Below are 23,538 nucleotides of genomic sequence, written 5' to 3'. Positions count from 1 at the left end.
CTCCCGTTACGGCTCATCTCTGCCAGCGTGCTGTTCACTCTCATAGTCCGCCGCCCCATCCAGGGTCAGCGTAATATCCTGGCGCTGTCCATCGCGTTCTATCGTCAACGTCAATTCGCTCAACTGTGGCAATTGCGCCATGGCTTGCTGCCCTTGTTCCACATCACGCAAATCCATGCCGTTGAGCGCCACCGCCAGGTCGTTGTCATGCAACCCCAGGTGGTAGAACAATTCAGTTTTTTTCCCCGGATTCAAGCGATAGCCCGCTAGCGCGTTATCTTTCATCTGAGGGACGATCGAGAGGTATTCCATCACCTTCATCGGCTCTGATTTCAACGTATTATGTACCGCGCTCAGTGCCGCCACCGGCGGCTTGGACGCACTACTGCTATTACTGTTGGTTGCGCCAACCTCATCGCGATACAGGTAGAGAGCTTCATAACGCCCCTGGTGTTCAAGTACGATACGATCGGCAGAGATGGTCACAATCCGGGCATCGTAGCCAGGAACGGCGTCACCGACGCCACGGCTGAATTGCCGACCATATTTGGCGATAATCACAATGGCGCGATCGGTCTGTCGGCTTGCCAGAATGCCGGTCACGGTCAGCTGCAGGGAAGAAACGGGGATATCCCCTTCTAATACGCCTTCTGGAACAGGCTTGAGCGAAGTAGCACTGGGAGAGCGACCAAACAGCGTATACACGGTGGTTTGCGAAGGCGCTGACGTGGCATGTGCAGGCGAGAGAGACGGCATTCACCATCGGTTGCGCCGGCAACAATACGCGCCAGGTCCAGACGGCGAGCTGTTGGCAAATCAGTAACAACAACCCCATCATCCCGAGCCTGAGCCAGGAAGAAGGCATGCGCGCGCCGATTGTCAGCAAATGTTGTACGCGTTGTTGCATCACCTGAGACATTCTCCTTTCCCCACGCCGGTGAAGGCGTGGGGATAGCGTTACACTACGGCGTTACTGCGTTGCGTCATCAAGCGTGATGGCTTGCGAGCCCGTCGTGGTAATAGTTTGATCATTCAAGCTGTCTTTCACCTTGACGTTGGAAACCCCTTCACCGAAGCTCCAGGCCTGTGCACCATTCAATACGTTGTCAAACGTGACGTTCTTGAACTGGCTGTCATACAGGAAGCCAATGGCCGTCGCTTTGACGTTGCGGAACTTCACATCTTCAAAATCGAAGTTCTTATGATACGCGTCGCGGCCTAGATCAAACCCATACGCGGTATCCATTGCAGTCTGAGTCATACCATCCACCGCGATACTGCTCTTCTTGTTGGAGCAATCGATCGTGATGTTGTACACGGTGATATCGCGGAACTGGGCCGGTTCTTTGGCCGGCAGCGTATCGTTGGTATCCGCACTGTAAGCGATGGTGAAAATAAACGGCTCGTTACCGCCGATATCTTTCATCGCGTTATCACGGAACAGCACGTCACGTGCGCCACCACCGTAATACGGACGGCCCTTCATACGCAGACCAACGTCCGTCAGGTACATCACGTTATTTTCTGCGACAATTTTCTCGATCCAGGCACCGGTATGGCTTCCCGCAACCACCGCACCGTGACCTTCACGGAAGTAGTTGTTGAAGATCCAGGCACCGCTTTGGGCTTTCTGACCAAACTCTTCAACCCCCGCACCATAACCTGCGGCGAAGTTAACGCTGTCATACCCGGTATCGAAGAAGTTGTTGAACACCATTACGTTTTAACTATTACCGAACTCAATACCATCGGCGTTATTGCCGTCATAGGTTTTGTGTTGCAGTCCGTGCATCACCACATTTTCTGATTCCAGCGCCATCACACCGTGGTAGGCCGGGTTCAGAACAGTCAAGCCACCCACATAGAGGTTGCTCACGCCACGCAGCGTCATCATTGAGGAACGGCGGTTTTTATAGGCATCATCCAGTGCTACACCTTCGTCTACAGCCGCTTGAGTCTGGTTTTTGGCCAGAATACCGTCGCTGCTAACTTTGGCCGAGCTACTGCTACTGGCACTAATCTGCGGCAGTTCATTGCCCAGTTCATCGGTGAAGGTTGCAGCAAGTTTGCTGGTGCTCAACCCTGCCACCCAACCATTACCGTCAATACTGCCTTTACCCACGATACGAATATTTTTGAAGGTTCCGGCGTGGCTGCTGCCCGTGTCGTTCGCCACCCGCGCATTGATCAAGGACGGAGGGCGTTTGGTCAGCTTCTCGCCTTGAATGAGGTACGAATATACGAATAAAGGTAGTAGCCTTTCGCCACCGGGTAATCCGCCGGATTTTCGGAGCCGAGCAGCTTGGCACCTTCAGCAATTTCAAAGGTCATATCGCTGTGCAGGAACAGCGCGCCACTTTTAAACACACCGCCACTCAGCAGCACCTTACATCCTTGTGGGTACGCTTGTATGGTGCAGGAATCGATCGCGTTTTGGATCACCGTGGTGTTTACCGTCGTACCATCATCCACCGCCCCGTCGGCTTTTACATCAATGACGTGCGGCGTTTTGCTGGTGCGCTGCGTGATGGTTTACTGTCTACTGACTCTTTGCCGTCTGCATAGACGGTACGAACCGTAAACTTGTATTCGGTATCCGGCTTCAAACCATCCGTGCTGTCGGCGGTGAAGTTGTGGAATTTGACGCGCACGTGCCAGTTATCCGCATCAAATTTGCTGTAGAAGTTGTCGATATACGGTTTGGCAGGTGAGTGTTTATCCTGGGTGTCCAGCGTGCTGCCCAGCAGTTTGCCGTTCATGTACACGTTGTAGTATTTAATCTCACCGCTCGCGGCCGTGGTTTTTTCCCACGCCAGCGTAATCGAGCTGTCATCAAAGGCCAGAGTAGGCACCTGCAATTTCTGCGGTGCAGCGGAGCGGTCAACCGGCGTGGTGGTATGGCTGGAGTTATTATCACAGCCCGCTAATACCAAGGTTGCGGGTAAAAATTGCGTCATAAAATCATTTCCCGTGTAATAGTGAATATTAACTGTTCTATTGCTAGCCTTAAAAAGCGGTGTTAAAAACCATCCATGGCGAATAATTAGTCAGGCAGCGATATTGACAATTTTCCTGCGCCCGCATTTTCCAAAACATATTTTTCGACGGCGGCGATAGATTTCCCCACGGCATAGGTATAGGGCGGTTCCCAATCAATATCATTAGTACAGGTTTCCAATGCCCAGTTTCCTGGTGCTTTACCTGCACTCTACGCAGCGGCTTTTTCTTCTTCTTGCAATGCTGTGCATTTTTCAATAGCGATCTGGTTCAAATTTTTAGCCTGTGCGCCATTAAACCAGGAGCCATTATCTTTAAACTTGCTGCCTTTATAGGCGCCAATAATGGTGCTTTCCTCTGCGCCAGCCCCTTGGAAATTAAAAACGTTTCCTTCGGATAAAATAGAAGAAGCGAATCCCATACCGATGGAATAAAGAATGGGATAATCAGCATCGGTGGCACCCCGATGGTAGTTATTCACCAGATGCACCTGCCCAAAACGTACACGCGGTGCACGCTGGGTTAAATTGCTCCACAGGTTACCCTCAAAGGTAATGCGGTATTCCCATTCATCGCTGTCACCCGAACCGATAATGGTAGTTTTATCGTGTTCTTCAAAAACGTTATAAGAAATGGTCAGGTAATCCGCGCCATCTTCGATATCCAGCAAACCATCATGACGTTGAATGTGTTTACCAAACAGCACCTGCTCTTTGCTGTCCGGGTGCTCACCGTCGGTAAAGGTACAGTGATCGATCCAGACATTTTTACTGGCATTGATAGAGACCGCATCGTAACGCGCATTCCAGTTCCCTGATGCGCCATCACCAGCATCCCAGGCAGTAGCAAAGTCACGCGGTGCCTGGAAGGTAATATTACGAATAATGATGTTGCTGTTATCCGTTTTGTTGAAGGTATGGCTCAGGGTATTGATTGACAGATAGCCCTCTTCCAGCCTTGCATCTTGTCCTACGCCCAAAATGGTGGTGTTGGGCGGCACCTGGAACTGAATCTGTGCTTTCTGGTTGTTGGCATATTGAGAGCGCTGACCGTTCTGTTTTTTCAGCAGAGAGAGTTCGGTCTGCGCCGCTGTAGCCTCTGCGCCACCGGCATCAATCGTCGCTTGCAATTGCGCCAGATAATCCTTATCAAACGCCTTCACATACAGATCGAAATCAAAAGTGGTTTTATTGGGTTTGGTTTTGTAAATAGGTGGCGTCCGCATAAGTACCATTGCCTAAATCATCACCACGAATGGTGCCAACCCAGTAGATAATTTTAGGCTCGAGTTTGGCGGTCAGTTCCGCCGTGACATCCCCGGCAAGGTAATTAGGACTGCGCACATTGCTTAACGCATCCTTCAATTCCTGGCGAGAACTCACGACGTAAATGCTTTCAGCCCGCGCGCCTTCTCCACCGGTTGTGGCCGCTGCCGTGCCATACACATCCTTATACTGTGCTGCCCAACCAAACGGTGCGGTTTTAACCGGTAGCGTTTCATCAGCCAATTCGGTATGCGATGAACTGTTATCGCATCCGGATAAAAATAAAGACGACAATGCTACACAGAGAACGCTATAACGGAAACGCCGACTATTTTTGACTAACATAAAGTTTTATCCCTCAGTATTGTAACAAAAAAAGACAACATAATGCCCTGCGGTTTTTTTTCACCGCATATAAAAATTATTCTTTAGATTCTTTGATATATTTTTTATTTAGATAAAAAACACCCTGACCAAGGGTAACCATGGCTTGTGGTTGTTAAATTTTATTTAACGTAAAAGTTACTTACATTTTCACATGCAAATTTTCCACATCATTTATTGACCACTATGTAGCACACCACACAAAAGAAACTATATATCTTTATTAATAAAAACTATATTTCATTAGCTTGGTCATTAAAGCATATCTACGCCTTTTTTTTGAGACTAAGCTCAAGGTTTCATTAGTAGTGCAAAGGTAGATTATGACTTTTTCATGAAATCAAATTTCCGTCACAGAACCATCAGGTAAAAGCATTTAGCGCTGTTCATTTGCCATAAAATCGGGCATGTAAAGAGACCCGTAATACACACGTGTTGTGTAAGCTGCCGCTACCGCCCTTCTCGCATCCAATCTGACGAGCAGAGGCACATGTTGAATGTAATAAGGAAAATCCCGCGTGGAACCGATAGCTCCCCCTCGCCTTTCGCCACGTATGCCCCTGACAATGACTTATGCTATGCCGGGCTATCTGTTGGCGACCTATGCGCTATTGCTGCTATCACTGGGGTGGTTTGCTCACCAACGCTGGACAGAAAGGCCCGCAAGCGTTGTGGCACCAACGACTAGCGCAGCGCAGCCACACAGCGAAACCCCACCGAGCGAGATTGCGCCGCCATTGGCGCAAGCCGCTACCGTATCCCAGCCGTCAGAACCGAAGGCCGAACCCTCTCCGCCCCCAACGGCAACCCCAAAACCGGCTAAAGTTGAAAAGGGACAGGTGCCGCCGCTGACTTATAGCGCACACGTGTTCACCTCGGACCCGTCGCGACGCAGCGTAACGATCAATGGCGTGCGTTATCAAGAATGAGATAGTCCGATGGAAGGGTTGGTTATCGAACAGATTCAGCAGGACATCATGCTATTCGATGCCGACGGCGAGATTTTCATTCTGTATGCACTTTCGGACTGGCCAGGCGGCGATATCAAAGAGGTGGGCGCTGAGTAGCGCCCGGCGACATACTGTGAGACGTATTACCTGAAACCTTTTCTGATGAAATCAATAAAAGGGGCCAGTGAGCGGTTGAACTCTGAACACTGCGCCTCTTTCGGCGTACCATCTTGCAATAACCCTTGATACAGGTTTTCGCTACGCGAGGCCAACTGTGTGAAATCGATCTCGACGCCATAACGTTCGTCATACCAACGTGAAATGGCCCGACGTAAACGCGGAATACCGCGTGAAGTGGAATAGCCGTGGGTATCATCCCACTGCGCTACCGTACACAGTTTCTCGACGATGTGAGGCGGTGTCGGCCCATCCGGGTTACTCATACTGAAGTCAATGATATCCTCGCCACGACGGCTGGCAGCCATTTTTAGCTCAGCGGTAATTTAAATACATACGGGGGAAGGCGATCGATACGCGTAAAACGGCGCGGAGAATTGGAATCAGCCATAACATCCTCAAGATACGTGAGCGCCCGGACCATCCGAGCGACGCTTAGCCCTTGTGGGCTAATGATTACGCTATCGTAGAAATTGTTGTCTGTCGAGAGTGCGAACAAGAAAAATGTAAAGCGAGAGCGCTTATCGCCAAATTTCATGCTGACATTTGCCATCACCCCTCAAGGTTCAGCATATTATTCCAAAGCGCCACAATGACTTTCCATTACTTTTTCTTGTTTTCAACACAATGATATGAGTAACGTGAATGAGGCTCTAACGCTTATTGAAAAATAATGACTCGCTGCATTATTAGTGGGCTCAACTTTATAGCATTGCGCCAAAATGAAGCAGACAAACAAAAACAAAAAACACTTAAAAAAACAACAAAATAAAAAGAATAAGAAAACAGTATGACCGTGCATTTTTATAAAAAACCGAGAAAATAACAAAATAACGCACAACGCATACTAAAACACCAAGTAAAAAACATCCAATTTACTCAATCGCCAAAAAACGCGATCAAGGCCATACATTATTCTAAAAACACCGCCATATTGACAATAAAAAGCCTATGAATATTATCAAAGGTAATCAGCTGTTATCCAGAGATAACAATCACTGACGCGCCTGATAGCGATTTATCATTTATTACGTCAAAAATTTAATGAGGAAAAATAATGGATATCAAAAAGCCCTATTTGCTTTTTCTTGGTGATGCGCACGATCAGTTAGCCGCCAAGGTCGCTATCGGCATCAAGCAATGGCATCCCGAATATTGTGTGGGCCAATACCTTATGGCGGACTGTCACGCGGATTGCGGCCTGCCGGATCTGGATATCGCAGCAGCACGCGCCGCCGGAGCACAAACCTTGGTAATTGGCTTAGCCAACCGGGGTGGCATTATTTCTCAGCAATGGATCGCCATTTTGCGTGAAGTGCTAGAAAGCGGCATGGATCTCGCTGCCGGACTGCACAACAAACTCGCTGACGTACCGGAATTGTGCGAACTGGCGGCAAAACTGGGACGTTCCTTGTTTGACGTGCGCCATCCAACAGAAACCTACCCGGTGGCAAACGGCCGCAAGCGCAGCGGCAAACGCCTGTTGCCCGTCGGCACCGATTGCTCCTGTGGCAAAATGTACACGGCGCTGGCCATCGAAAAAGAGATTCTGGCAAGCGGCGGCAAGGCGACGTTCCGCACCACCGGCCAGACCGGTATTCTGATCAGCGGTGCAGGTGTCAGTATTGATGCAGTGGTTTCTGACTTCATCGCCGGTGCCGTTGAAGTATTGGCTCCCGCCAATGATGCAGATCATTGGGATGTGATTGAAGGCCAAGGTTCACTGTTCCACCCGTCCTTCGCAGGCGTAACCACCGGGATTATTCACGGTGCGCAACCGGATGCGCTGGTACTGTGTCATGAACCAACACGCAAAACCATGCGTGGCGTTGACTACCCAATCCCCGATCTGGCGGCCTGCATGGCACTCAACCTGTCGATGGCACGGCTGACCAATCCTAACGCCCGATTTGTTGGCATCTCGGTGAATACCTCGGCACTGGATGAAGACGCCGCCCTCTCTCTGCTGGCAAACATTGAAGCTGAATTCGGCCTGCCGGCGGTTGATCCGGTGCGTCACGGTGTGGGCCGTATCGTTGAAGCATTGGCCAGCCTATGACCGAACTTACCTTATCTCGTGAAAGCTGGCCGCTGCGTGAAGTGTTTACCATTTCACGCGGCAGCAAAAGGCAGGCCGATGTGGTGGTTGCCGCCCTTCGGGCCGGTGATATTACCGGCTACGGTGAATGTCTGCCTTACGCGCGCTACGGTGAGTCGGTCGACAGTGTCACATAGCAAATCGCTTCGCTTGAGAGCGACTTGCGCAACGGCCTGGACAGACTCACGCTGCAATCCCGTTTGCCTGCGGGAGCGGCGCGCAACGCGCTCGACTGCGCCTTATGGGATTTGGAGTGCAAGCTCTATCGTCAACGCATCTGGCAACTCCTCACTCTGCCGGTACCGCACACGCTGGAAACCGCCTATACCCTGTCGCTGGACACACCAGAGCACATGCGCCAGGCGGCAGAGAAGCAGGCAAACCGCCCTTTGCTAAAGCTGAAGCTGGCCGATTAACACGATCTGGAACGCGTCGCCGCCGTGCGCGCGAGGGCTCCTTCTGCCCGCCTGATCGTGGATGCCAACGAGGGGTGGGATGAAGCACTTTATACCAGCCTGGTGCCGGAACTGGTCAAACTGGGTGTTACCATGATTAAACAGCCAATGCCCGCAGGGAAAGATGAGGCGCTGACATCCCTGCCACGCCCCATCCCGATTTGTGCCGATGAGTCCTGTCATGACAGCCATTCATTGGCCGGACTGGTGGGTCGTTACGACATGATTAACATCAAACTGGATAAAACCGGCGGTTTAACCGAAGCGCTGCGTCTGCGTGATGAAGCAGTCAAGCACGGGCTAAAAATTATGGTAGGCTGCATGGTCAGTACATCGTTAGCGATGGCACCTGCGTTTATCGTGGCGCAGGGGGCTGATGTGGTGGATTTGGATGGCCCGCTGTTGCTGCAACGCGATCGCGATAACGGGCTGGACTACCAAGGCAGCATCATCAACCCGCCTTCAGCCGCGCTGTGGGGCTAGTGCTGATTCGCGTGTGGTCTCGCATGCACTTTTACTGCCAGGCCATTTACCTTCTTTAGGGGTGTTGTAATGCAACGTATTGTGTATGTTGACGGTCAGTATGTAGAAGAGCAGGACGCCAAGGTTTCCGTTTTTGACCGCGGTTTTTTGTTCGCCGACGCCGTCTATGAAGTGACTGCGGTCATCAATGGGAAACTGGCTGAATATGACGGCCACATCACGCGCTTGCAGCGTTCCTGCCGTGAACTCGCACTGCAGCTGCCAGTCTCTATTGATGAACTGAAAAAGATCCATTTAGCGCTGATCGACAAAAACCAACTGCACGAAGGGGCGATCTATTTACAGCTCAGCCGTGGCAACGCGGGCGATCGCGATTTTCATTTTCCCGGTGCGGAAGTGAAACCCACGCTGGTGCTGTTTACCCAGGCACGCTCGGTTATCGATAACCCGACGGCCTGCACGTAGTGACCTGCCCAGATATTCGCTGGCACCGCCGTGATATCAAGACCGTCAGCCTGCTGGCCGCCTGTCTGGCAAAAGAAGTGGCCCACAGCAAAGGCGCGGATGACGCGTTTCTGGTGGAAAACGGGTTTATCACCGAAGGCAGTTCCTGCAACTGCTATATCGTGCTGGCCGATAACACCGTGGTAACACGCCAACTGAGCAATGACATTTTGCACGGCATCACCCGTCAGTCACTGCTTGAACTCGCCACCAAGGACAATATCGCACTGGAAGAGCGCCCATTCACACCGGAAGAGGCCTACCACGCCAGCGAGATTTTCCTCAGTTCAGCCACCATCTTTGTGCTGCCAGTGGTTTCACTACTGGATGGTAAAACCATCGGCACCGGTAAGCCAGGCCCGATCGCCAAACGACTGCGTCGCGCGAGTGAAAGCACAGGTCGAATAACAACGCTAAAGCAGCTTGTTTCAGGCTAATAAGTAAAACGCCCATCATGCTTTTTCACGATGGGCGTTTTTGTTATTCCGGCAGCAAGGTCGTGTCCGAGGCGTTTTCCAGCACCATTTTCTGAGGAGATGCCAGCGGAATGCTGGCAGCGCGCAGCCGCTTGATAATCTTAAACAACAAGTCGCTTTTTGCTCCTGAGACCATACGGGGGCTGGGACATACCCTGTCACACTCAGCACCATCCCCGCCGGCGTAAGCTGGCTAAAGGTTACCGAAGGCGCGGGGGTTTCCAAAATGGATTCATGATCGCCATAAGCGCTGAGCGGGATCTCCCTAATGGTTTCAGGATCGGCATCCAGAGGGAAAGTTAGCGCCAGCGTTGCCACTCCCATAGCATTCCCCATGGTGATATTACGAACGTTTTGCGAGATGAACTGTGAATTTGGCACAATCACCGTGGAGCGGTCGCCAAGTTGAATTTCCGGCGCGCGCACATTGATACGTCGGATATCCCCTTCTACACCGCTGATATTAACCAAATCCCCAACTTTGACCGGACGTTCGGTAAGTAAAATTAGCCCTGAGATAAAGTTCTTAACGATCTCTTGCAGACCAAAACCGATCCCGACCGACAGTGCGCTAACAATCCACGCCAATTTATTCCACTGGATCCCCAACGCAGCCAGCGTCAACAGAATAAGCAGGATATAACCGATATTGGTAAACAGGGTAACCAGCGAGGCACGAATCCCCTTTTCCAGCGTGGTCTTCGGCAGGAAATCATCTTCTAACCAACGCAGGGATGAGCGTAAAACATAGATACCAATCACCAGACAAACAGCGGCATTTACAAGATTGGCCGGGACGATACTTAACGACCCCAGCCCCTTACCGCCCCAGATTTCCACTGATTTTTGTAACAACTCGATCGGTGTCGTGGTACCAAAGGTGCCGTTTAGCAACGCCACGGCGCCCATCAGAATAAGAAAGACTTTCCCACACACCGACACCAAGGAAGTCGCCTGCGCCAGATGACGATCGTCCAGATTGAGAGAGCGTTTAATACGGCGCCCACTGGCGGTATTCGGCGAAAAAATGCTTTCACTGAGATCGGTCACCAGGGTTATCAGCAGATACAGGCAGGAAAGCACCATCCCCACCCATATCAGCTCATAAATCAAGAAACGCGCCAGCGAGATATAGCCAATTGCCAATGAAATCAGCACGGCAATCGCCGTCAGCAAAGTAGCCAAATGCACCAACCCTGACAGCGTAGAGCGCGCTTCCGGCTGTTCACCCGCTTCTACCATCTGCCGTCGCACCTGATTGCTGCGCAGCGCAATCGCCCCCACCGTTAACGCCAACGCCAATGCAGACAGCCCGTTCCCAACGATAGTGACAGCAACGGAGGTGCCCACCGTGGTGTTAAGCTGTTCAAGCATGCCAAACACGAACATCAGACTGGCGGCAATAATCGGGAACGGATCCATCGCTTTGGCAACCGGGTTAGCCATAGCGGGCAAGCGCCAGGATGGACGATGGTTGGAAAGAAACGCCCGCCCCAACCCAGCAATCATGGCGCTAAACACGGCAAGCCTCACCAGGTTATCGAGAAAACTCCCGATAGCGGCCGTTACATCGCCGGCGCGCGCTAACGTATAGTCCAGCAGATTCGCGGCAAGCCCGATGGTAGTGACGGAAGAGAGCACAGTAGCAGAAGCGAGGAAACTGCGGCGCAACCGTCCTTCCGGCAGCCAACGGATCCCGGCACGTGCCAGATATTTTTCCAATAGACGCTGGCCAGCCGTGGCTAACGCCAGCGCTAACAGCAGATAAAATAGCGTTCCATACCGCCAGTCCAGCTCCCAGGTCGTACTCAGCGTATCGCTGAGCTGCGCCTGAAACTGCGTCAATCGCTTTTCATCTTCGGCCTGAGACGCCAACAACGGGGACCAGAAACGTGCGCCCAGAATACTGCCCGAGTTAAGCGCCAGTTGCGTTTTTAGCGCATTGCGACGCAGCGTAATAATCTGCGCCGAGAGATTGAGAGCCCCCGTTCGGATGGCCTGAATCTGCTCCAGTTGCGCGTCCAGTTTGGTTTTTTGCACATTCAACGTGGCACGTTTACGCGTGACCTCTCTGGTTTCCGTTATCGCTGCCCCCTGTTCTGGCGCGGGCCACAGCACATCGACTTGCGCCTGAAGCTGTGCTAATGCGGTTGCGAGATCGTTAGTGTTGCCGATTAACTGCTGCACGGCGTCATTCAATTCGCCTTATTTGCTGTCGCTGGCAGCGTTGGAGACCTGCTGCTTGATGCCATCTAGCTGCTTTTGCAATTTGGCGACTTCACTGTCTACATTGATTTTTGCAGCAGCAGCCACATCCACAGGCGTGGTGTTATCAGCGGCCGTAGCCGATGGCTAGGCGCACAACAGAGTAAACAATACGGCAAAAATGACGGGAAGCCATACCTGCACAGCGCGTTGAGGCACTCGCATCAAAAGGTTTCGTTGCATCAATAGGGCTCTTCTCTTGGCAATTGTCAGACCTGCACGTGCTTAATACACAATAGATTGCTGTTATACGCAAGGGGGATGTGTCAGTACTGTAACGCCATATACGCTGTTAGATAAAATGGTGGCAGTCTAAATCAAGAACTTTAGGTTGATTCTTAGAAAAGAACCTAAAAGAAGGAAATGACTCATCAGCTTTAGTTAATTACGCAACATCAAATGATACCTATAAACACATATCAAATCTAAGAAATTGATTACAATGAAAATATATCACACTGAATCATAATAAAAAGAAATCTTTGACTTGCACCTGCATCAAAACATCTGGCTAGCACTGGCATTATTGCTATTAGAAAAAATTCACTTAAGCATTAAACACCCGCAAGAAAAGCATATATTACAAGTCACATACACAGAGGCCAGTAATGAAAAAATACGGCTCATCTCACATTAAAACTTATATCAACAAGGCAAGACCGCTCTAATTACTTTAATAAAGAAACACTGAAAAAAAGTATGTCTTTTATTAACTGGGATTCTTTATATCATAATACCGCCCGTATTCGCTGATGGAAATGGGGGAAACAGTGACTACAACTAGAATGACCAATTTGGCATAAACGGTGGTGCTGGCGGTGGTGGTGGCGGAAGCGGTGGACTCGACTCTCCTAATGTCTCTTCTGCAAACGATGGTGGCAACATTCGAGGAGGAAATGGCGGCAATGGCAGCAATGGTAACTCGGTGTCAGGGGGTACCGCGGGTAATGGAGGTATAGGAGGAAATTCAGGAACAGCCTCTTATCCAATAGGTGCTTCGGGTTCAAATGGGGGTGATGCAGTATGTAACGGTTGCACACAAGGAAATGGTGGCGGTGGCACGGGAGCAGTGCTCTCTGGTGGAACAATGAGCACCGTGGCTAATATTACGGGTGGGTCAGGCGGAAATGGGGGTCAGCAGAAGGAATTGGTGGTGCAGCCTACGGAGGTGAAGGGGGATCTGCTATTCGCGCACAAAACGTTACCCTTAACATAGGAAATCACCTTATTACTGGAGGCAACGGTGGCAGAGGAGGCAGTAGTGGCGATTCAACACTTATCCGTGGAAGGTACGGAGCGAATGGCGGAGTAGGAATCTACGGTGATAATAGCACCATAACTAATAGTGGAACAATTTCTGGTGGTAATGCCGGGGCAGCAGGTAATTATGCGACAGGAACACTTCCTGTCGGCGGATTCGGTATTACCGGAAAGAATATAAATATTATTAATAATAATACCATTCAAGGTGGATTTAATACAGATGGTTCAACGCGGGTAAATTCAATTTATTTCACCGAGGGTATCAACAGCCTGGAATTGCAATATAATTGGCTTTTTAATGGCAATATCTCTGCAAATTCAGACACTACTAACAAATTCATATTATGGGGCTCGACCACTAACCTGACGAGCAACACCACAGGGACTCAATGGTCGACCCTCTTTGATGTCTCGCAATTCGGCAACAAATTCCAAAATTTCTCCAGCTTTTATAAAGCTGACTCAAGTATCTGGAGACTGATTAACACCACAACAGCTAACACCCCCTGGACGCTGGCGGCAGGTATCTTGCAAATTGCCGCAGATGGCGCGCTGGGTAGCACAGCAGGCACCTTGACACTTGATGGTGGTACATTGCAATTAATCAGCAATGCCACCTTGTCGGCAACAAGAGCAGTGAACATCACTGACGCAGGCAGTATTTTTGATACCTAGAATAACGCTGTTACCATCAACAGTACTATTACGGGAACTTCCCTAACCAAAAATGGCAGCGGTGTACTGACACTTACTGGTGCCAATACCTATAATGGCACCGCCATCAATCAAGGTACCCTTGAGGTAAGCGGCAATGCAGGGTCAATCAGCGGGAATACGTCTGTCGCCAATAATGCATTACTCTCTTTTAACCGTTCTGGCACACTGACCTACAGTGGTTTGATTTCTGGTGATGGCGCACTTCGCAACACAGGCTCAGGTACCGTCATACTGACGGGAAATAGCAAGTATACGGGCGGTACAACGCTTTCAAGCGGTACCTTGCAATTAGGTAACGGCGCAACATCAGGTTCCATCGTCGGCAATATCATCAATAACGCAACGCTGGCTTTTAACCGCAGTGATGCGATTAACTACAGCGGTATTATTTCCGGAAACGGTGCGGTCATCCAAAACGGTAGCGGAGCGATAACGCTGAGTGCCAACAATAGCTACAGCGGCACTACATCAGTGAATAATGGCAGCCTGTACATCAACGGTAATCAGAGCGGTGCCACCGGAACAACCACAGTCAGTAACGGCGCAATGCTGGGTGGCAATGGCACTATCGGCGGCGCTATCACCGTGGCGAATGGCGGTATCTTATCGCCCGGCGCGGCCCCTGGAAGTGTTGGAACCCTGACGATTAACGGGAACCTTAATCTTAACAACACTTCAGTACTTAACTACACCTTGGGTGAAGCAGGTGTCATCAACGGCAGTAACAACGATTTAACCGTGGTTAACGTCAATCTCACGCTGGACGGCATACTTAACGTCACCGAAACCGCCACCGGTGCGTTTACTCCCGGTCTTTATCGCCTTATCGATTACAGCGGTACATTAACCAATAACCAATTGAATCTCGGAAGCCTCCCTGAAACGAGTGGCATCTTTATTCAGACATCCGTTGCCAATCAGGTTAATTTGATCAATAGCGCGGGACTCACGCTGAATTTTTGGGACGGTGGAGCACTGGCCAATAAAAACGACGGCATTGTTAATGGCGGAAACGGCATCTGGCAGGCTTCGACTCCTGGCAGTAACGATAACTGGACCCTCGACGCTGGCACTATTAACACGCCCTGGAGCAATGCTGCGTTTGCCATCTTCACCGCTGACCCTGGTACAGTCACCATTGATAACAGTGAAGGACAGTTTATCGCAGCAGGAATTCATTTTGCGTCAGACGGTTATACCCTCAATGGCGCAGCGCTAACGCCAGTTGAAAGCGAAGCCGGTTCAGGAGAAACCATAGTTGAAGTTGGCGACCATACCTCAGACGGTACCGGTTATGTTGCCATCATTGATGCTCTGTTACAGGGAGCAACCACGCTGGTGAAGAGCGATCTGGGCACATTGATATTAAACGGACTCAATACCTATTCCGGTGGTACGGCGATCAAAGGCGGCACTCTGCAAGTTAGCACAGACAGTAATCTCGGTGCCTTGGCAAGCAGCCTTAGCATGAACACCGGAACCATCGCCACAACGGGCAGCTTCTCCTTAACTCGTGCAGTCACTCTGGGTATTGGTGGCGGCACATTTGCTGTAGCCCCCACGACGACACTGATAATGAGTGGCGCTATCGGCGGTTCAGGCTCACTCACCAAAGCGGGAAGCGGCACGTTGACACTTACAGGAACAAGTAACTATACAGGCCAAACTGATATTTTGAACGGTACGCTACAGCTAGGTAACGGTCTTGGCACTGGTTCCATTAGCAGTAATATTGATGTAGGCACCAATGGCGTGCTGGCATTCAATCGCAACAACAACTTCTCTTATGGCGGAATCATTTCAGGTAGCGGGCAGGTCAATCAACGTGGCAGTGGTGTTACCCTTCTCACAGGAGAGAATACTTACACGGGCATCACCACTGTCGCTGCCGGAACGCTGTAACTCGGTGATAACGGCAACACTGGCTCAATAGTAAGCGATGTCAATGTGGAGAGTGGTGGCACACTGGCGTTCCAACGCAGTAATTTACTCACCTATAGTGACAACATTTCAGGTAATGGCGCTGTATCTCAAACCGGTTCAGGAAACACGGTATTAACGAGCAGCAACGCCTATTTGGGAGCAACCAATGTTACTGCTGGTGGGCTGTATATCAATGGCAATCAAACCGCAGCCACAGGCATCACCACGGTAAACAGCGGAGCCACACTCTGCGGCACTGGTATTATCGGAGGTGATGTAACCATTGCCGACGTAGCTACCCTATCCCCCGGCGCGGTGGGAGGGATCATTGATAAACTGACCATCAATGGTAATCTTACGTTAAACAGTGGTTCAATTCTCGATTACCACTTTGGATTACCTTATGAAGTGGGGGGACCCCTTAACGATCTGGTGAAGGTTAACGGGGATTTGGTTCTGGATGGGACAATCAACGTTACGGCCACAACAGGAGACTCATTTGGTCCCGGTATCTATCGTGTCATTGACTACACAGGAACCCTGACCAATAACGGTTTGGAACTCGGTGATATTCCGCCTGGCAGGGTTGAATATGTACAAACATCGGTTGCGAATCAGGTAAACCTGGTTGATACCACCGGTTTGACGCTGAATATGTGGGGCGGCGGCGCGGCGGGTAATAAAAATAACGGTGTAGTCAATGGCGGTAGCGGTATCTGGCAAACCGCTATTGTGGGTAATGACAACTGGACAGTTTCCAATGGCATATTAAACGCCCCTTGGCAGGATGGTGCTTTTGCCATTTTTCAGGCGGAAGCAGGTAACGTCACGGTTGATAATAGCCTAGGTCAAGTTACCTCATCGGGAATGCAGTTCGCCTCTGATGGATATGTTTTGAATGGCGCGGAACTGTCACTGGTAGAAACTGAAACCAGCTCAGGGCAAACCACGGTGCGAGTTGGCAATGGTAGCCTGCCAGGAGCAGCCTACACAGCGACCATCGATACCATCTTACAAGGCGATGTGCAGTTGGGGGAAACCGATCTCGGCACACTGGTGCTTAACGGAGCTAACACTTATACCGGGGGTACAGCAATTAACGGTGGTACGCTGCACATCACTAGCGACAGCAATCTTGGTCAGTCCGATGGGGGGCTATCTTTTAATGGCGGTACGCTTGCCACTGACGCAATCATGTCCACGTCACGGGCGACCCTATTGGGCGCCCTCGGCGGTACCATTGATATCGCCCTCGCCTCCCCGTTAACCTCAAGCGGTATTATTTCAGGCGCAGGAACCTTGACCAAAATCGGTACCGGTTTGCTCACACTGACTGGGGAGAACGCCTACACCGGAGATACGGTACTCACCCAAGGGACATTACAAATTGGCGACGGCAGCAGCACCGGTTCAATCGTCAGTAATGTGATCAACAATGCTACGCTGGCGTTTAATCGTAATAATACGTTCGTCTATGATGGTGTTATTTCCGGCACAGGTGTGGTCAACCAGATAGGCACGGGCTCAACGGTGTTGACAGCAAACAATACCTACACGGGGCTCACCACGATATCCGCAGGCACATTGCAACTGGGTTACGGCTATTCGGCACAGATTCCATCATTACTGTTGAACAATCAGCTACGCTAGCACTCGATGGGCTAAGTCAGATCATTGCCGGACTCAATAATGCGGGGACGGTAAATATGACCGACGGCAGCGGCCCCAGCGCAGCACTGACAGTGAAAGGCGATTATGTGGGGAATGGCGGGATCATTGTGGTCAATACTTTGCTCAGCGGGGATGCATCCCCCACCGATCGCCTGATCATTGATGGCAGCAACGCCTCGGGCCATACATCACTTCTGGTAAAAACAGGTAATAGCTTGGGAGGGCTCACCAACAAAGGCGTTGCCTTGGTACAAACTGAAAATGGCGGTACGACCAGTGCTGACGCTTTTCAACTTGACCCCAACTCCGATGGGTACAACAGTACAGGGATATTGAACGTTGGTGCATATAATTACAGTTTAAAACGCGGTGGCGATGGTGGAGAGGCGCAAGATTAGTATTTGGTTTCGCTACTTTCACCTGTGGTCGGCTCATACCTGCAAGAACGCCAATCGGCAATAGCGATGCATAAACATACTCTGCGCGACAGACAGTGGCAGGTGCCGGGGCAAGAAGATTCGTATACCTGGCTACGCATGGATGGCTCAATGGTTCAACACGATGGTGTTGATAACCAGGAAACAGAAGACAGACGCTGGGTGCTACATGGAGGGAGTGACATCGCACGTTTCAGTGACGGGCACGACGGCAGCATTCGGGTTGGGCTGATGGCTCAATACGGCACCAGTTCCGGCAACAGTGAGGATGAGGTCTCACGTTCATCCCATAGCGTTAAAGGCTACAGCGCAGGGAGCTATAGCACCTGGCTTGGTCACCACGATCCGCAAACCGGCCCCTATATTGTGATACCTGGTTGATGCATGGGCGATTTGACAACGACGTGACAGGCCAGGGGCAACGTACCGAGAGTTATCGCTCGCACAACACGACAATGTCCATTGAGAGCTGATATAAACTCAAGATGACTGAATCACTCACGGCACGGTATTACCTGGAACCACAGGCTCAGATCATTTACTCCCTGTATCGTGCAAAAGATCTCACAACGGCCAGCGGCTCCGTAGCATTTGATATGTCTGATAACAGCGCCACCACACGGTTGGGGGTCCGGCTTTATGAAGACAGACTGGAACGAAATGGCCAAACGTTGATGCAGGGGTTCATTGAAGCCAACTGGTGGCATGGGCCCTCATCACAAACAATGCGCATGGATGACACGGCAGTACGGGAATCGATGCCTGCCGATCGGGCTGAATTCAAATTTGGCGTGAAAGGCACTGTGATGCCGAACCTGAGTGTAACGGGTGCAGTCGGCGTAGATACCAATATGTCGTCTTATAAGGCTGGACGGGTTTCACTCGGCGTGAATTATTCTTGGTAACCGCTCGCCGTTATCATCATCGGTAATGATAACGGCTTTAACACACAGCATACTGAATGGTTGGCTCGGCAATAGAACTGTACAGTGATTCACCGTACGGCAGAAAATCTGGCCCAATTCGTTGACTCACTGAGGCGTGTGGGTATAATCCAGCCCACTGTTGTCAAACGACACAACCGCATCTCGCTATGCGCCCTTAGCTCAGTTGGATAGAGCAACGGCCTTCTAAGCCGTAGGTCGTAGGTTCGAATCCTACAGGGCGTGCCAATAAAATCAATGGCTTATGAGGATTTTGGTGGGTGTCGTTACAAGAAAAGGTGTTCTAACAGGTGCTGTTAGGATGCTGTTTATTTACCCACTCTTCATAGACCGATTCAGGCCATCCAAGAAACGTTCCGCTCAAGCTTTTCTGTGGCGCAGGAAATTCTTTCTTTTTTGCCTACATCCGCCACAGAGTGGGATGACTTTTGCCGGTTAGCTGGCACATTTCTTTAAGTCCAATATAACGGGTTGCCATTTTTATAAACCTCTCTTTACATGAAGGAGCTTCACTATTCATCATGACGGTGAACAGGTGTGAAGAATTGTGAATCGTAGGAATGGAGGGTGTGGTGATGCAATTAAATAGAGTCAGTATGTCGCTACCCATCTATTTAACTTGGCATCCTCACCACTTGATTTTTTTAGCGGCAGTTCCGGCCAAATAATATTCTGTGGATGATACTGAATATAATATTTGAAGCCAAAAACGGAATAAATGATGGGCTACTTTTATTGCCGTCAGTACAACGGGATTAAACTTTTATTTTTGATCAGTGGTACTTTGGACTTTTCTAGCGATACGATTAACCGGATAATATTTGTAGATGCTGGTTAGTAAAGTCCATATATAATTAATAAACTTCAAGATATTAGGGAGGGGAAGCGTGATGACCTTATTATGGGTACTTTCTGCTCGATAGGTCGCTGCATCTTGAAATGCTTTGAGTATATACCGGATTAACTCGAAGATGCAGGAGCTGATGAGTAAAGCTCTTACTGGCTGTTCAATCTACTGGATAGGTAACTGTATCTTGAAGTGTTTTAAGTATATTTAAACTAACTTTATATTTATCGCGTGGCTATTTACCCTTATTTATGGGAAGCTGCGCCAATATTCTTTCACAAAATTGACAGACTTATTTTCAAAACCAAAATGCTTTATATAAATTAATCTTTCTCGTAAGACCCCCGTGCAGGATGCGAATACCAATATTTTTTGATTACATAACATTATTTGGGATGGGTTTCTCCAGCCATGCTGCTTATTTATCAATCAATACACTCATTAAGTGAGCACACATGTTCTTGTCGCGCGTAACTTAACTATACTGAACATGAGGAGGCATACCTATATCTGATAACAACTCTTTTGTCATTTCTCATCGCAATCATTTGATTTATCTAGCAACACAGTCCCTCCAGCCAATAATCTGAGAAGGAGATATCCCTCCAGGGATTAGATATTCCACATTTTTTGCGGAAAGTGTATTCATACTTCCATGAATACGTTCAAGAGTTTTTTCAGAATTAATACCATGGTGTGGCGCTAGTTTTATTTTATACTCGTATCTACCATAAGAATTGCTTTTTAATCTACCGCTAGATGTAGATATGTAAGAGTATTGACTACGTGAGCCAAGTATATGATCTTTTATTGTTCCAATCTCTAATGTGCGCGGTTGGAAACCTCCTTGCTCTATTATTTCATTCAGAGAACGATTATCTTGCCTATATACTATAATTTCTTTTTCATTGGTAACCCATCGTTTTGCATCAAATCTTTTCTTTAAATTGACAGGACCATGTTGGGGGTTGTCTTCATTTCCGATAATATTTACAGGGATAAAATTATCATCAGGGGTGGATTGTAAATTAATCAAACTGTCAGATTTATATTTTTGTCGTTTGTTTTTTATTAAAAATCTGAGCATTACATTCTTCTAAGACACCATTAGTATTACGAAAATACTTACGAGCAAATGGCTCCCTAGTTACTGGATTTAGTTGTCCCCAGACTTCTCGGCCATTTTCTTTACCATTTAGTATGACAAATACATCTTTGCCAATATCAGGTCTAAATGCTATGTCAGCTTGGAGGTTAACTTTATCAGCATAAATTTTTGCATTAGTATTTTTACTGAAATTGTTAATATATGCTTTGTCAATTATATCTGTTATGTCGTTTGAGTATGTACCATGAAAACCAGCACATCCAGCGAACAATAAAGTTGTACCGACATCCATACTAGCAACCAAAAGCCCCTGCTGACGTTCTTCTTCTGAATCCCCGTTAACAGCTTGGTTAATTTCTAGTCCTATTTGAGATAAGAATGCGGCCGCACCTAAAACTGCGCCAACAGCACCTCCAACTACCCCTAATATAGGGCCGAAAAGCTGATTAGTTACTGTTATATATTCCAGCCATTGCTGTACACTGATTTTAGTGTTTGATTTTATCATTATATCCGCATCGCTAAAGTTTCTATCTTTTATTTGTTTAACTACTCTCGCAAATATATCTCCATACAAAAAATCACATTCATTATTATTAATTTTGCTTCCCAATTCATCCCAAATACCTAATGCCAGTTTTTGTAGACCATGATCGACCCCAGTATAAAAAAGCTATCCTGGCGGTCATGCAAAGAAAAATGCCGCTCCAGTTTGTTGATATTATTCGAATTTTTAGCTTGTTCTACAACCCAGTGACGCATTTCTTTATCATTTGAAAACACCTCAAAAACTTTTTTTCACTGGGTATATAAAGTATTTTTTTACCCACATCATTTTTTACAAAACGTAAAATGTCAGTAGAATTGTACCCATTTATATCGAAAAAACGCACACATTTATCATGTAAATATGCTTTTTTGTATAGTTCATATTCAGGTTCTAGTATGTTAAAGATAAAAGGTAACCACAATCCCAGGCTATAACTATCACTTTGTTTATTTACATTCACGGATTTTAATTGTTGGATTGTGACAGGTTTTTTTAGTGGAAGATGAGGTAAAGCCACTTGCATAACGAAAAGATAATCATCTTCAGAAAAAAAGACCCGTTGCCAATGCCCGCCTCGCTGAAGAAACAAATTCCGCTTTACTTAAAACAATAATATCTTCTTCATGATTTTTCCAGAACTGATTTAGATTCTCTTTTATTTGTTTGTAAAAGTTATTCTCATTTAATATTTCTCTTAAATCAGATGGTGATATTCGTACTTGATTTTTTTCTCCAAAATATTCATTCCCAAGTCTAAAAAATCCGGTGTATTTTTTGAGCCTTCCTCATAAACTCCATATTTTAATTTTAAATCATCTGGAGTCAGGTCTTGGTCGTGAGCGCTGAAATTTTTGAATGCAAGTTCCGTCAATGTCAAAGATTTTATTGGGTCCCAATATTCCCATCCGGAATATGTTTTAGGTGAATTTGAAGCGGATTTAAATGAATACAAGCGCACCTTATCAGGATCGATATCCTGTCCAGTTAATTTTTTTATGTTCTCACGCATAAAATTTTTTGCCATCAACTGCAAGTTTGGCATATTTTTGATGACTCTGTTTTTTAAATTTATATAGTCAGTTATTTCTAACTTCCAAAATTATTATTTTCACTATTTTTATTTTTCATGCCTTGGTTTCATCCTTTTTTTTGTTAGTACATGTTAAATTTCATTAAATATGGAAAATAACGGTTATTTTTCTAAAGGTGTTCCTTATTACACTATATTTTTTATGATTAAGTGTAGTTTGCTGATTTAAATGATTTTTTAATCCTGTGGTATTGATTTTTAAAATTTTACTTTTGCTCAGGATTTACGTAGGGCGCGTATTTTATTCTTTTAAAATTAGGTAATTAAGCGTTTTTCTGAATAACCAGTTATTTTACTAGATGCAGAACACTGTATGTATATAAATGTATCTTCTTGCGTAAGTCCTGTTACTGATTAACTGGACGATATTTATACAGACTCGCCAAAGAGACAACAAAGAGGGGCGCGACTTCTTTTCGATTATGCCCTTTGGCGATCAATCTAGCTGCTTGAGTCTGATCTGTCACCGAAAAAACTCATGACCTCCCAGCGATACGTCCTCTGCTCCTTGCGGCTGCTAAACTCGCTTTAGTACGTTCAACAATCAGTTCTCGCTCCATTTGAGCCAACGCGCTCATCACATGGAAGAAAAAAAGCCCTGCAGACGTAGAGGTATCAATGGCATCCGTCAAACTATGAAAATGAATCCCTTTATCTTCGAGTTCAGAGATTAAAGCAATCAAATGTTTGATGCTGCGACCCAGTCTATCCAACTTCCAGACCACCAAAGCGTCCCCCGATTTTAGTGCATTTAGCGCGCATTTTAATCCTGGTCTCTGGTCTGTTTTTCCGCTGATTTTATCCTCAAAAATCTGGTCGCAATTTGCACAAAGGAGCGATTTTCGCTGTAAATCGGTGTTTTGGTCATTTTTTGACACCCGCATATAGCCTATTTTTGCCATTTTTAACCTTTTCCACCCCTCTGTAAGCCTTG

18 protein-coding genes, 1 tRNA gene and 8 pseudogenes are annotated in these 23,538 nt (G+C 48.0%); 13 read left to right on the top strand and 14 right to left on the bottom strand.

All coding sequences use genetic code 11. The annotated features are described in order from the left end of the window. Nucleotides 1-6: 6 nt before the first annotated feature. The 5 genes and pseudogenes from gspC to JZM30_RS15400 all read right to left on the bottom strand — a co-directional run bounded on the left by gspC (nt 7) and on the right by JZM30_RS15400 (nt 4,607). A complete protein-coding gene (gspC, locus tag JZM30_RS15430) occupies nt 7-756 on the bottom strand; it encodes a type II secretion system protein GspC (protein WP_252319744.1) in 750 nt (249 codons plus the stop codon). A 214-nt stretch (nt 757-970) separates the two neighbouring features. Then, a pseudogene (locus JZM30_RS24040) lies at nt 971-2,957 on the bottom strand (glycosyl hydrolase family 28 protein). Between the two features lie 86 nt (nt 2,958-3,043). Next, nucleotides 3,044-3,178: a hypothetical protein gene (locus JZM30_RS23635; protein WP_286673607.1), complete on the bottom strand. Its 135-nt coding sequence runs from the start codon at nt 3,176-3,178 to the stop codon at nt 3,044-3,046. Between the two features lie 30 nt (nt 3,179-3,208). Beyond that, nucleotides 3,209-4,222 (bottom strand): pectate lyase family protein, encoded by a 1,014-nt coding sequence (locus JZM30_RS15405; protein WP_252319734.1) that lies wholly within the window; start codon nt 4,220-4,222, stop codon nt 3,209-3,211. After that, nucleotides 4,185-4,607, bottom strand: coding sequence for a hypothetical protein (locus JZM30_RS15400; protein ID WP_252319732.1), 423 nt, complete (start codon nt 4,605-4,607; stop codon nt 4,185-4,187). The genes JZM30_RS15405 and JZM30_RS15400 overlap by 38 nt, the downstream gene beginning before the upstream one ends. 617 nt (nt 4,608-5,224) lie before the next feature. On the opposite strand from JZM30_RS15400, the gene gspB reads away from it, so the two are divergent. Together gspB and JZM30_RS23630 are read left to right on the top strand one after the other, a co-directional pair. Further along, nucleotides 5,225-5,575: a type II secretion system assembly factor GspB gene (gene gspB / locus JZM30_RS15395; protein WP_252319730.1), complete on the top strand. Its 351-nt coding sequence runs from the start codon at nt 5,225-5,227 to the stop codon at nt 5,573-5,575. A 9-nt stretch (nt 5,576-5,584) separates the two neighbouring features. Further along, nucleotides 5,585-5,713, top strand: a complete 129-nt coding sequence (locus JZM30_RS23630) for a hypothetical protein (RefSeq protein ID WP_286673606.1) — start codon at nt 5,585-5,587, stop codon at nt 5,711-5,713. Between the two features lie 26 nt (nt 5,714-5,739). On the opposite strand, the gene JZM30_RS15390 is transcribed toward JZM30_RS23630, so the two are convergent. Beyond that, a complete protein-coding gene (locus JZM30_RS15390) occupies nt 5,740-5,868 on the bottom strand; it encodes a hypothetical protein (protein ID WP_286673630.1) in 129 nt (42 codons plus the stop codon). A 9-nt stretch (nt 5,869-5,877) separates the two neighbouring features. Continuing rightward, nucleotides 5,878-6,164 (bottom strand): annotated as a pseudogene (locus tag JZM30_RS15385) (alanine transaminase); the annotation flags it as partial. A 666-nt stretch (nt 6,165-6,830) separates the two neighbouring features. Here JZM30_RS15385 and dgcN point away from each other — a divergent pair. The 3 genes and pseudogenes from dgcN (at nt 6,831) to JZM30_RS15370 (ending at nt 9,750) form a co-directional block, all read left to right on the top strand. Further along, the gene (dgcN, locus tag JZM30_RS15380) at nt 6,831-7,832 is read left to right on the top strand and encodes an N-acetyltransferase DgcN (RefSeq protein WP_252319728.1); all 1,002 of its coding nucleotides are present in this window, start codon (nt 6,831-6,833) and stop codon (nt 7,830-7,832) included. Next, nucleotides 7,829-8,809: pseudogene (dgcA, locus tag JZM30_RS15375) on the top strand (N-acetyl-D-Glu racemase DgcA). Before dgcN ends, dgcA begins: the two are co-directional and overlap by 4 nt. 69 nt (nt 8,810-8,878) lie before the next feature. Next, nucleotides 8,879-9,750: pseudogene (locus JZM30_RS15370) on the top strand (D-amino-acid transaminase). A 43-nt stretch (nt 9,751-9,793) separates the two neighbouring features. Here JZM30_RS15370 and JZM30_RS15365 read toward each other — a convergent pair. Beyond that, nucleotides 9,794-12,108, bottom strand: a pseudogene (locus tag JZM30_RS15365) (DUF3772 domain-containing protein). 1,485 nt (nt 12,109-13,593) lie between these two features. Between JZM30_RS15365 and JZM30_RS15360 the strand changes: the two are divergent. The 8 genes and pseudogenes from JZM30_RS15360 to JZM30_RS15330 all read left to right on the top strand — a co-directional run bounded on the left by JZM30_RS15360 (nt 13,594) and on the right by JZM30_RS15330 (nt 19,237). After that, nucleotides 13,594-13,992, top strand: coding sequence for a hypothetical protein (locus JZM30_RS15360; RefSeq protein ID WP_252319726.1), 399 nt, complete (start codon nt 13,594-13,596; stop codon nt 13,990-13,992). 15 nt (nt 13,993-14,007) lie between these two features. Next, nucleotides 14,008-14,316: pseudogene (locus JZM30_RS24370) on the top strand (autotransporter-associated beta strand repeat-containing protein); the annotation flags it as partial. After that, the gene (locus tag JZM30_RS15355) at nt 14,317-15,936 is read left to right on the top strand and encodes a beta strand repeat-containing protein (protein WP_252319724.1); all 1,620 of its coding nucleotides are present in this window, start codon (nt 14,317-14,319) and stop codon (nt 15,934-15,936) included. Between the two features lie 45 nt (nt 15,937-15,981). Then, nucleotides 15,982-17,607 carry a beta strand repeat-containing protein gene (locus tag JZM30_RS24035; RefSeq protein ID WP_252319722.1) on the top strand — a complete coding sequence of 542 codons (1,626 nt, stop codon included), beginning with the start codon at nt 15,982-15,984 and terminating at the stop codon, nt 17,605-17,607. Next, a complete protein-coding gene (locus tag JZM30_RS15345; RefSeq protein ID WP_308167188.1) occupies nt 17,529-18,026 on the top strand; it encodes a hypothetical protein in 498 nt (165 codons plus the stop codon). The genes JZM30_RS24035 and JZM30_RS15345 overlap by 79 nt, the downstream gene beginning before the upstream one ends. 24 nt (nt 18,027-18,050) lie before the next feature. Beyond that, on the top strand, nt 18,051-18,446 hold the full coding sequence (locus JZM30_RS15340; RefSeq protein WP_291829043.1) for an autotransporter outer membrane beta-barrel domain-containing protein: 396 nt from the start codon (nt 18,051-18,053) through the stop codon (nt 18,444-18,446). 104 nt (nt 18,447-18,550) lie between these two features. Then, nucleotides 18,551-18,970 (top strand): autotransporter outer membrane beta-barrel domain-containing protein, encoded by a 420-nt coding sequence (locus JZM30_RS15335; RefSeq protein ID WP_252319717.1) that lies wholly within the window; start codon nt 18,551-18,553, stop codon nt 18,968-18,970. 190 nt (nt 18,971-19,160) lie between these two features. After that, a tRNA-Arg gene (locus JZM30_RS15330) sits at nt 19,161-19,237 on the top strand. Nucleotides 19,238-19,292: 55 nt separating this feature from the next. On the opposite strand, the pseudogene JZM30_RS15325 reads toward JZM30_RS15330, so the two are convergent. The 6 genes and pseudogenes from JZM30_RS15325 to JZM30_RS15305 form a co-directional block, all read right to left on the bottom strand. Continuing rightward, nucleotides 19,293-19,487: pseudogene (locus JZM30_RS15325) on the bottom strand (helix-turn-helix transcriptional regulator). A gap of 922 nt (nt 19,488-20,409) precedes the next feature. Continuing rightward, the gene (locus JZM30_RS15320) at nt 20,410-20,943 is read right to left on the bottom strand and encodes a scabin-related ADP-ribosyltransferase (RefSeq protein ID WP_252319716.1); all 534 of its coding nucleotides are present in this window, start codon (nt 20,941-20,943) and stop codon (nt 20,410-20,412) included. Further along, nucleotides 20,903-21,577 (bottom strand): hypothetical protein, encoded by a 675-nt coding sequence (locus JZM30_RS15315; protein ID WP_252319715.1) that lies wholly within the window; start codon nt 21,575-21,577, stop codon nt 20,903-20,905. Before JZM30_RS15315 ends, JZM30_RS15320 begins: the two co-directional genes overlap by 41 nt. Before the next feature lie 479 nt (nt 21,578-22,056). After that, a complete protein-coding gene (locus JZM30_RS24365; RefSeq protein ID WP_498038016.1) occupies nt 22,057-22,227 on the bottom strand; it encodes a dermonecrotic toxin domain-containing protein in 171 nt (56 codons plus the stop codon). Further along, nucleotides 22,209-22,556: a dermonecrotic toxin domain-containing protein gene (locus tag JZM30_RS15310; protein ID WP_252319714.1), complete on the bottom strand. Its 348-nt coding sequence runs from the start codon at nt 22,554-22,556 to the stop codon at nt 22,209-22,211. The genes JZM30_RS24365 and JZM30_RS15310 overlap by 19 nt, the downstream gene beginning before the upstream one ends. Before the next feature lie 395 nt (nt 22,557-22,951). Beyond that, nucleotides 22,952-23,506: pseudogene (locus tag JZM30_RS15305) on the bottom strand (recombinase family protein). Between the last annotated feature and the right edge of the window lie 32 nt (nt 23,507-23,538).

The organism is Candidatus Symbiopectobacterium endolongispinus (assembly GCF_018777385.1).
GTDB lineage: Bacteria > Pseudomonadota > Gammaproteobacteria > Enterobacterales > Enterobacteriaceae > Symbiopectobacterium > Symbiopectobacterium endolongispinus.
Note: the sequence above shows the minus strand (reverse complement) of the source record. Positions and strands in the feature narration are given on the sequence as shown.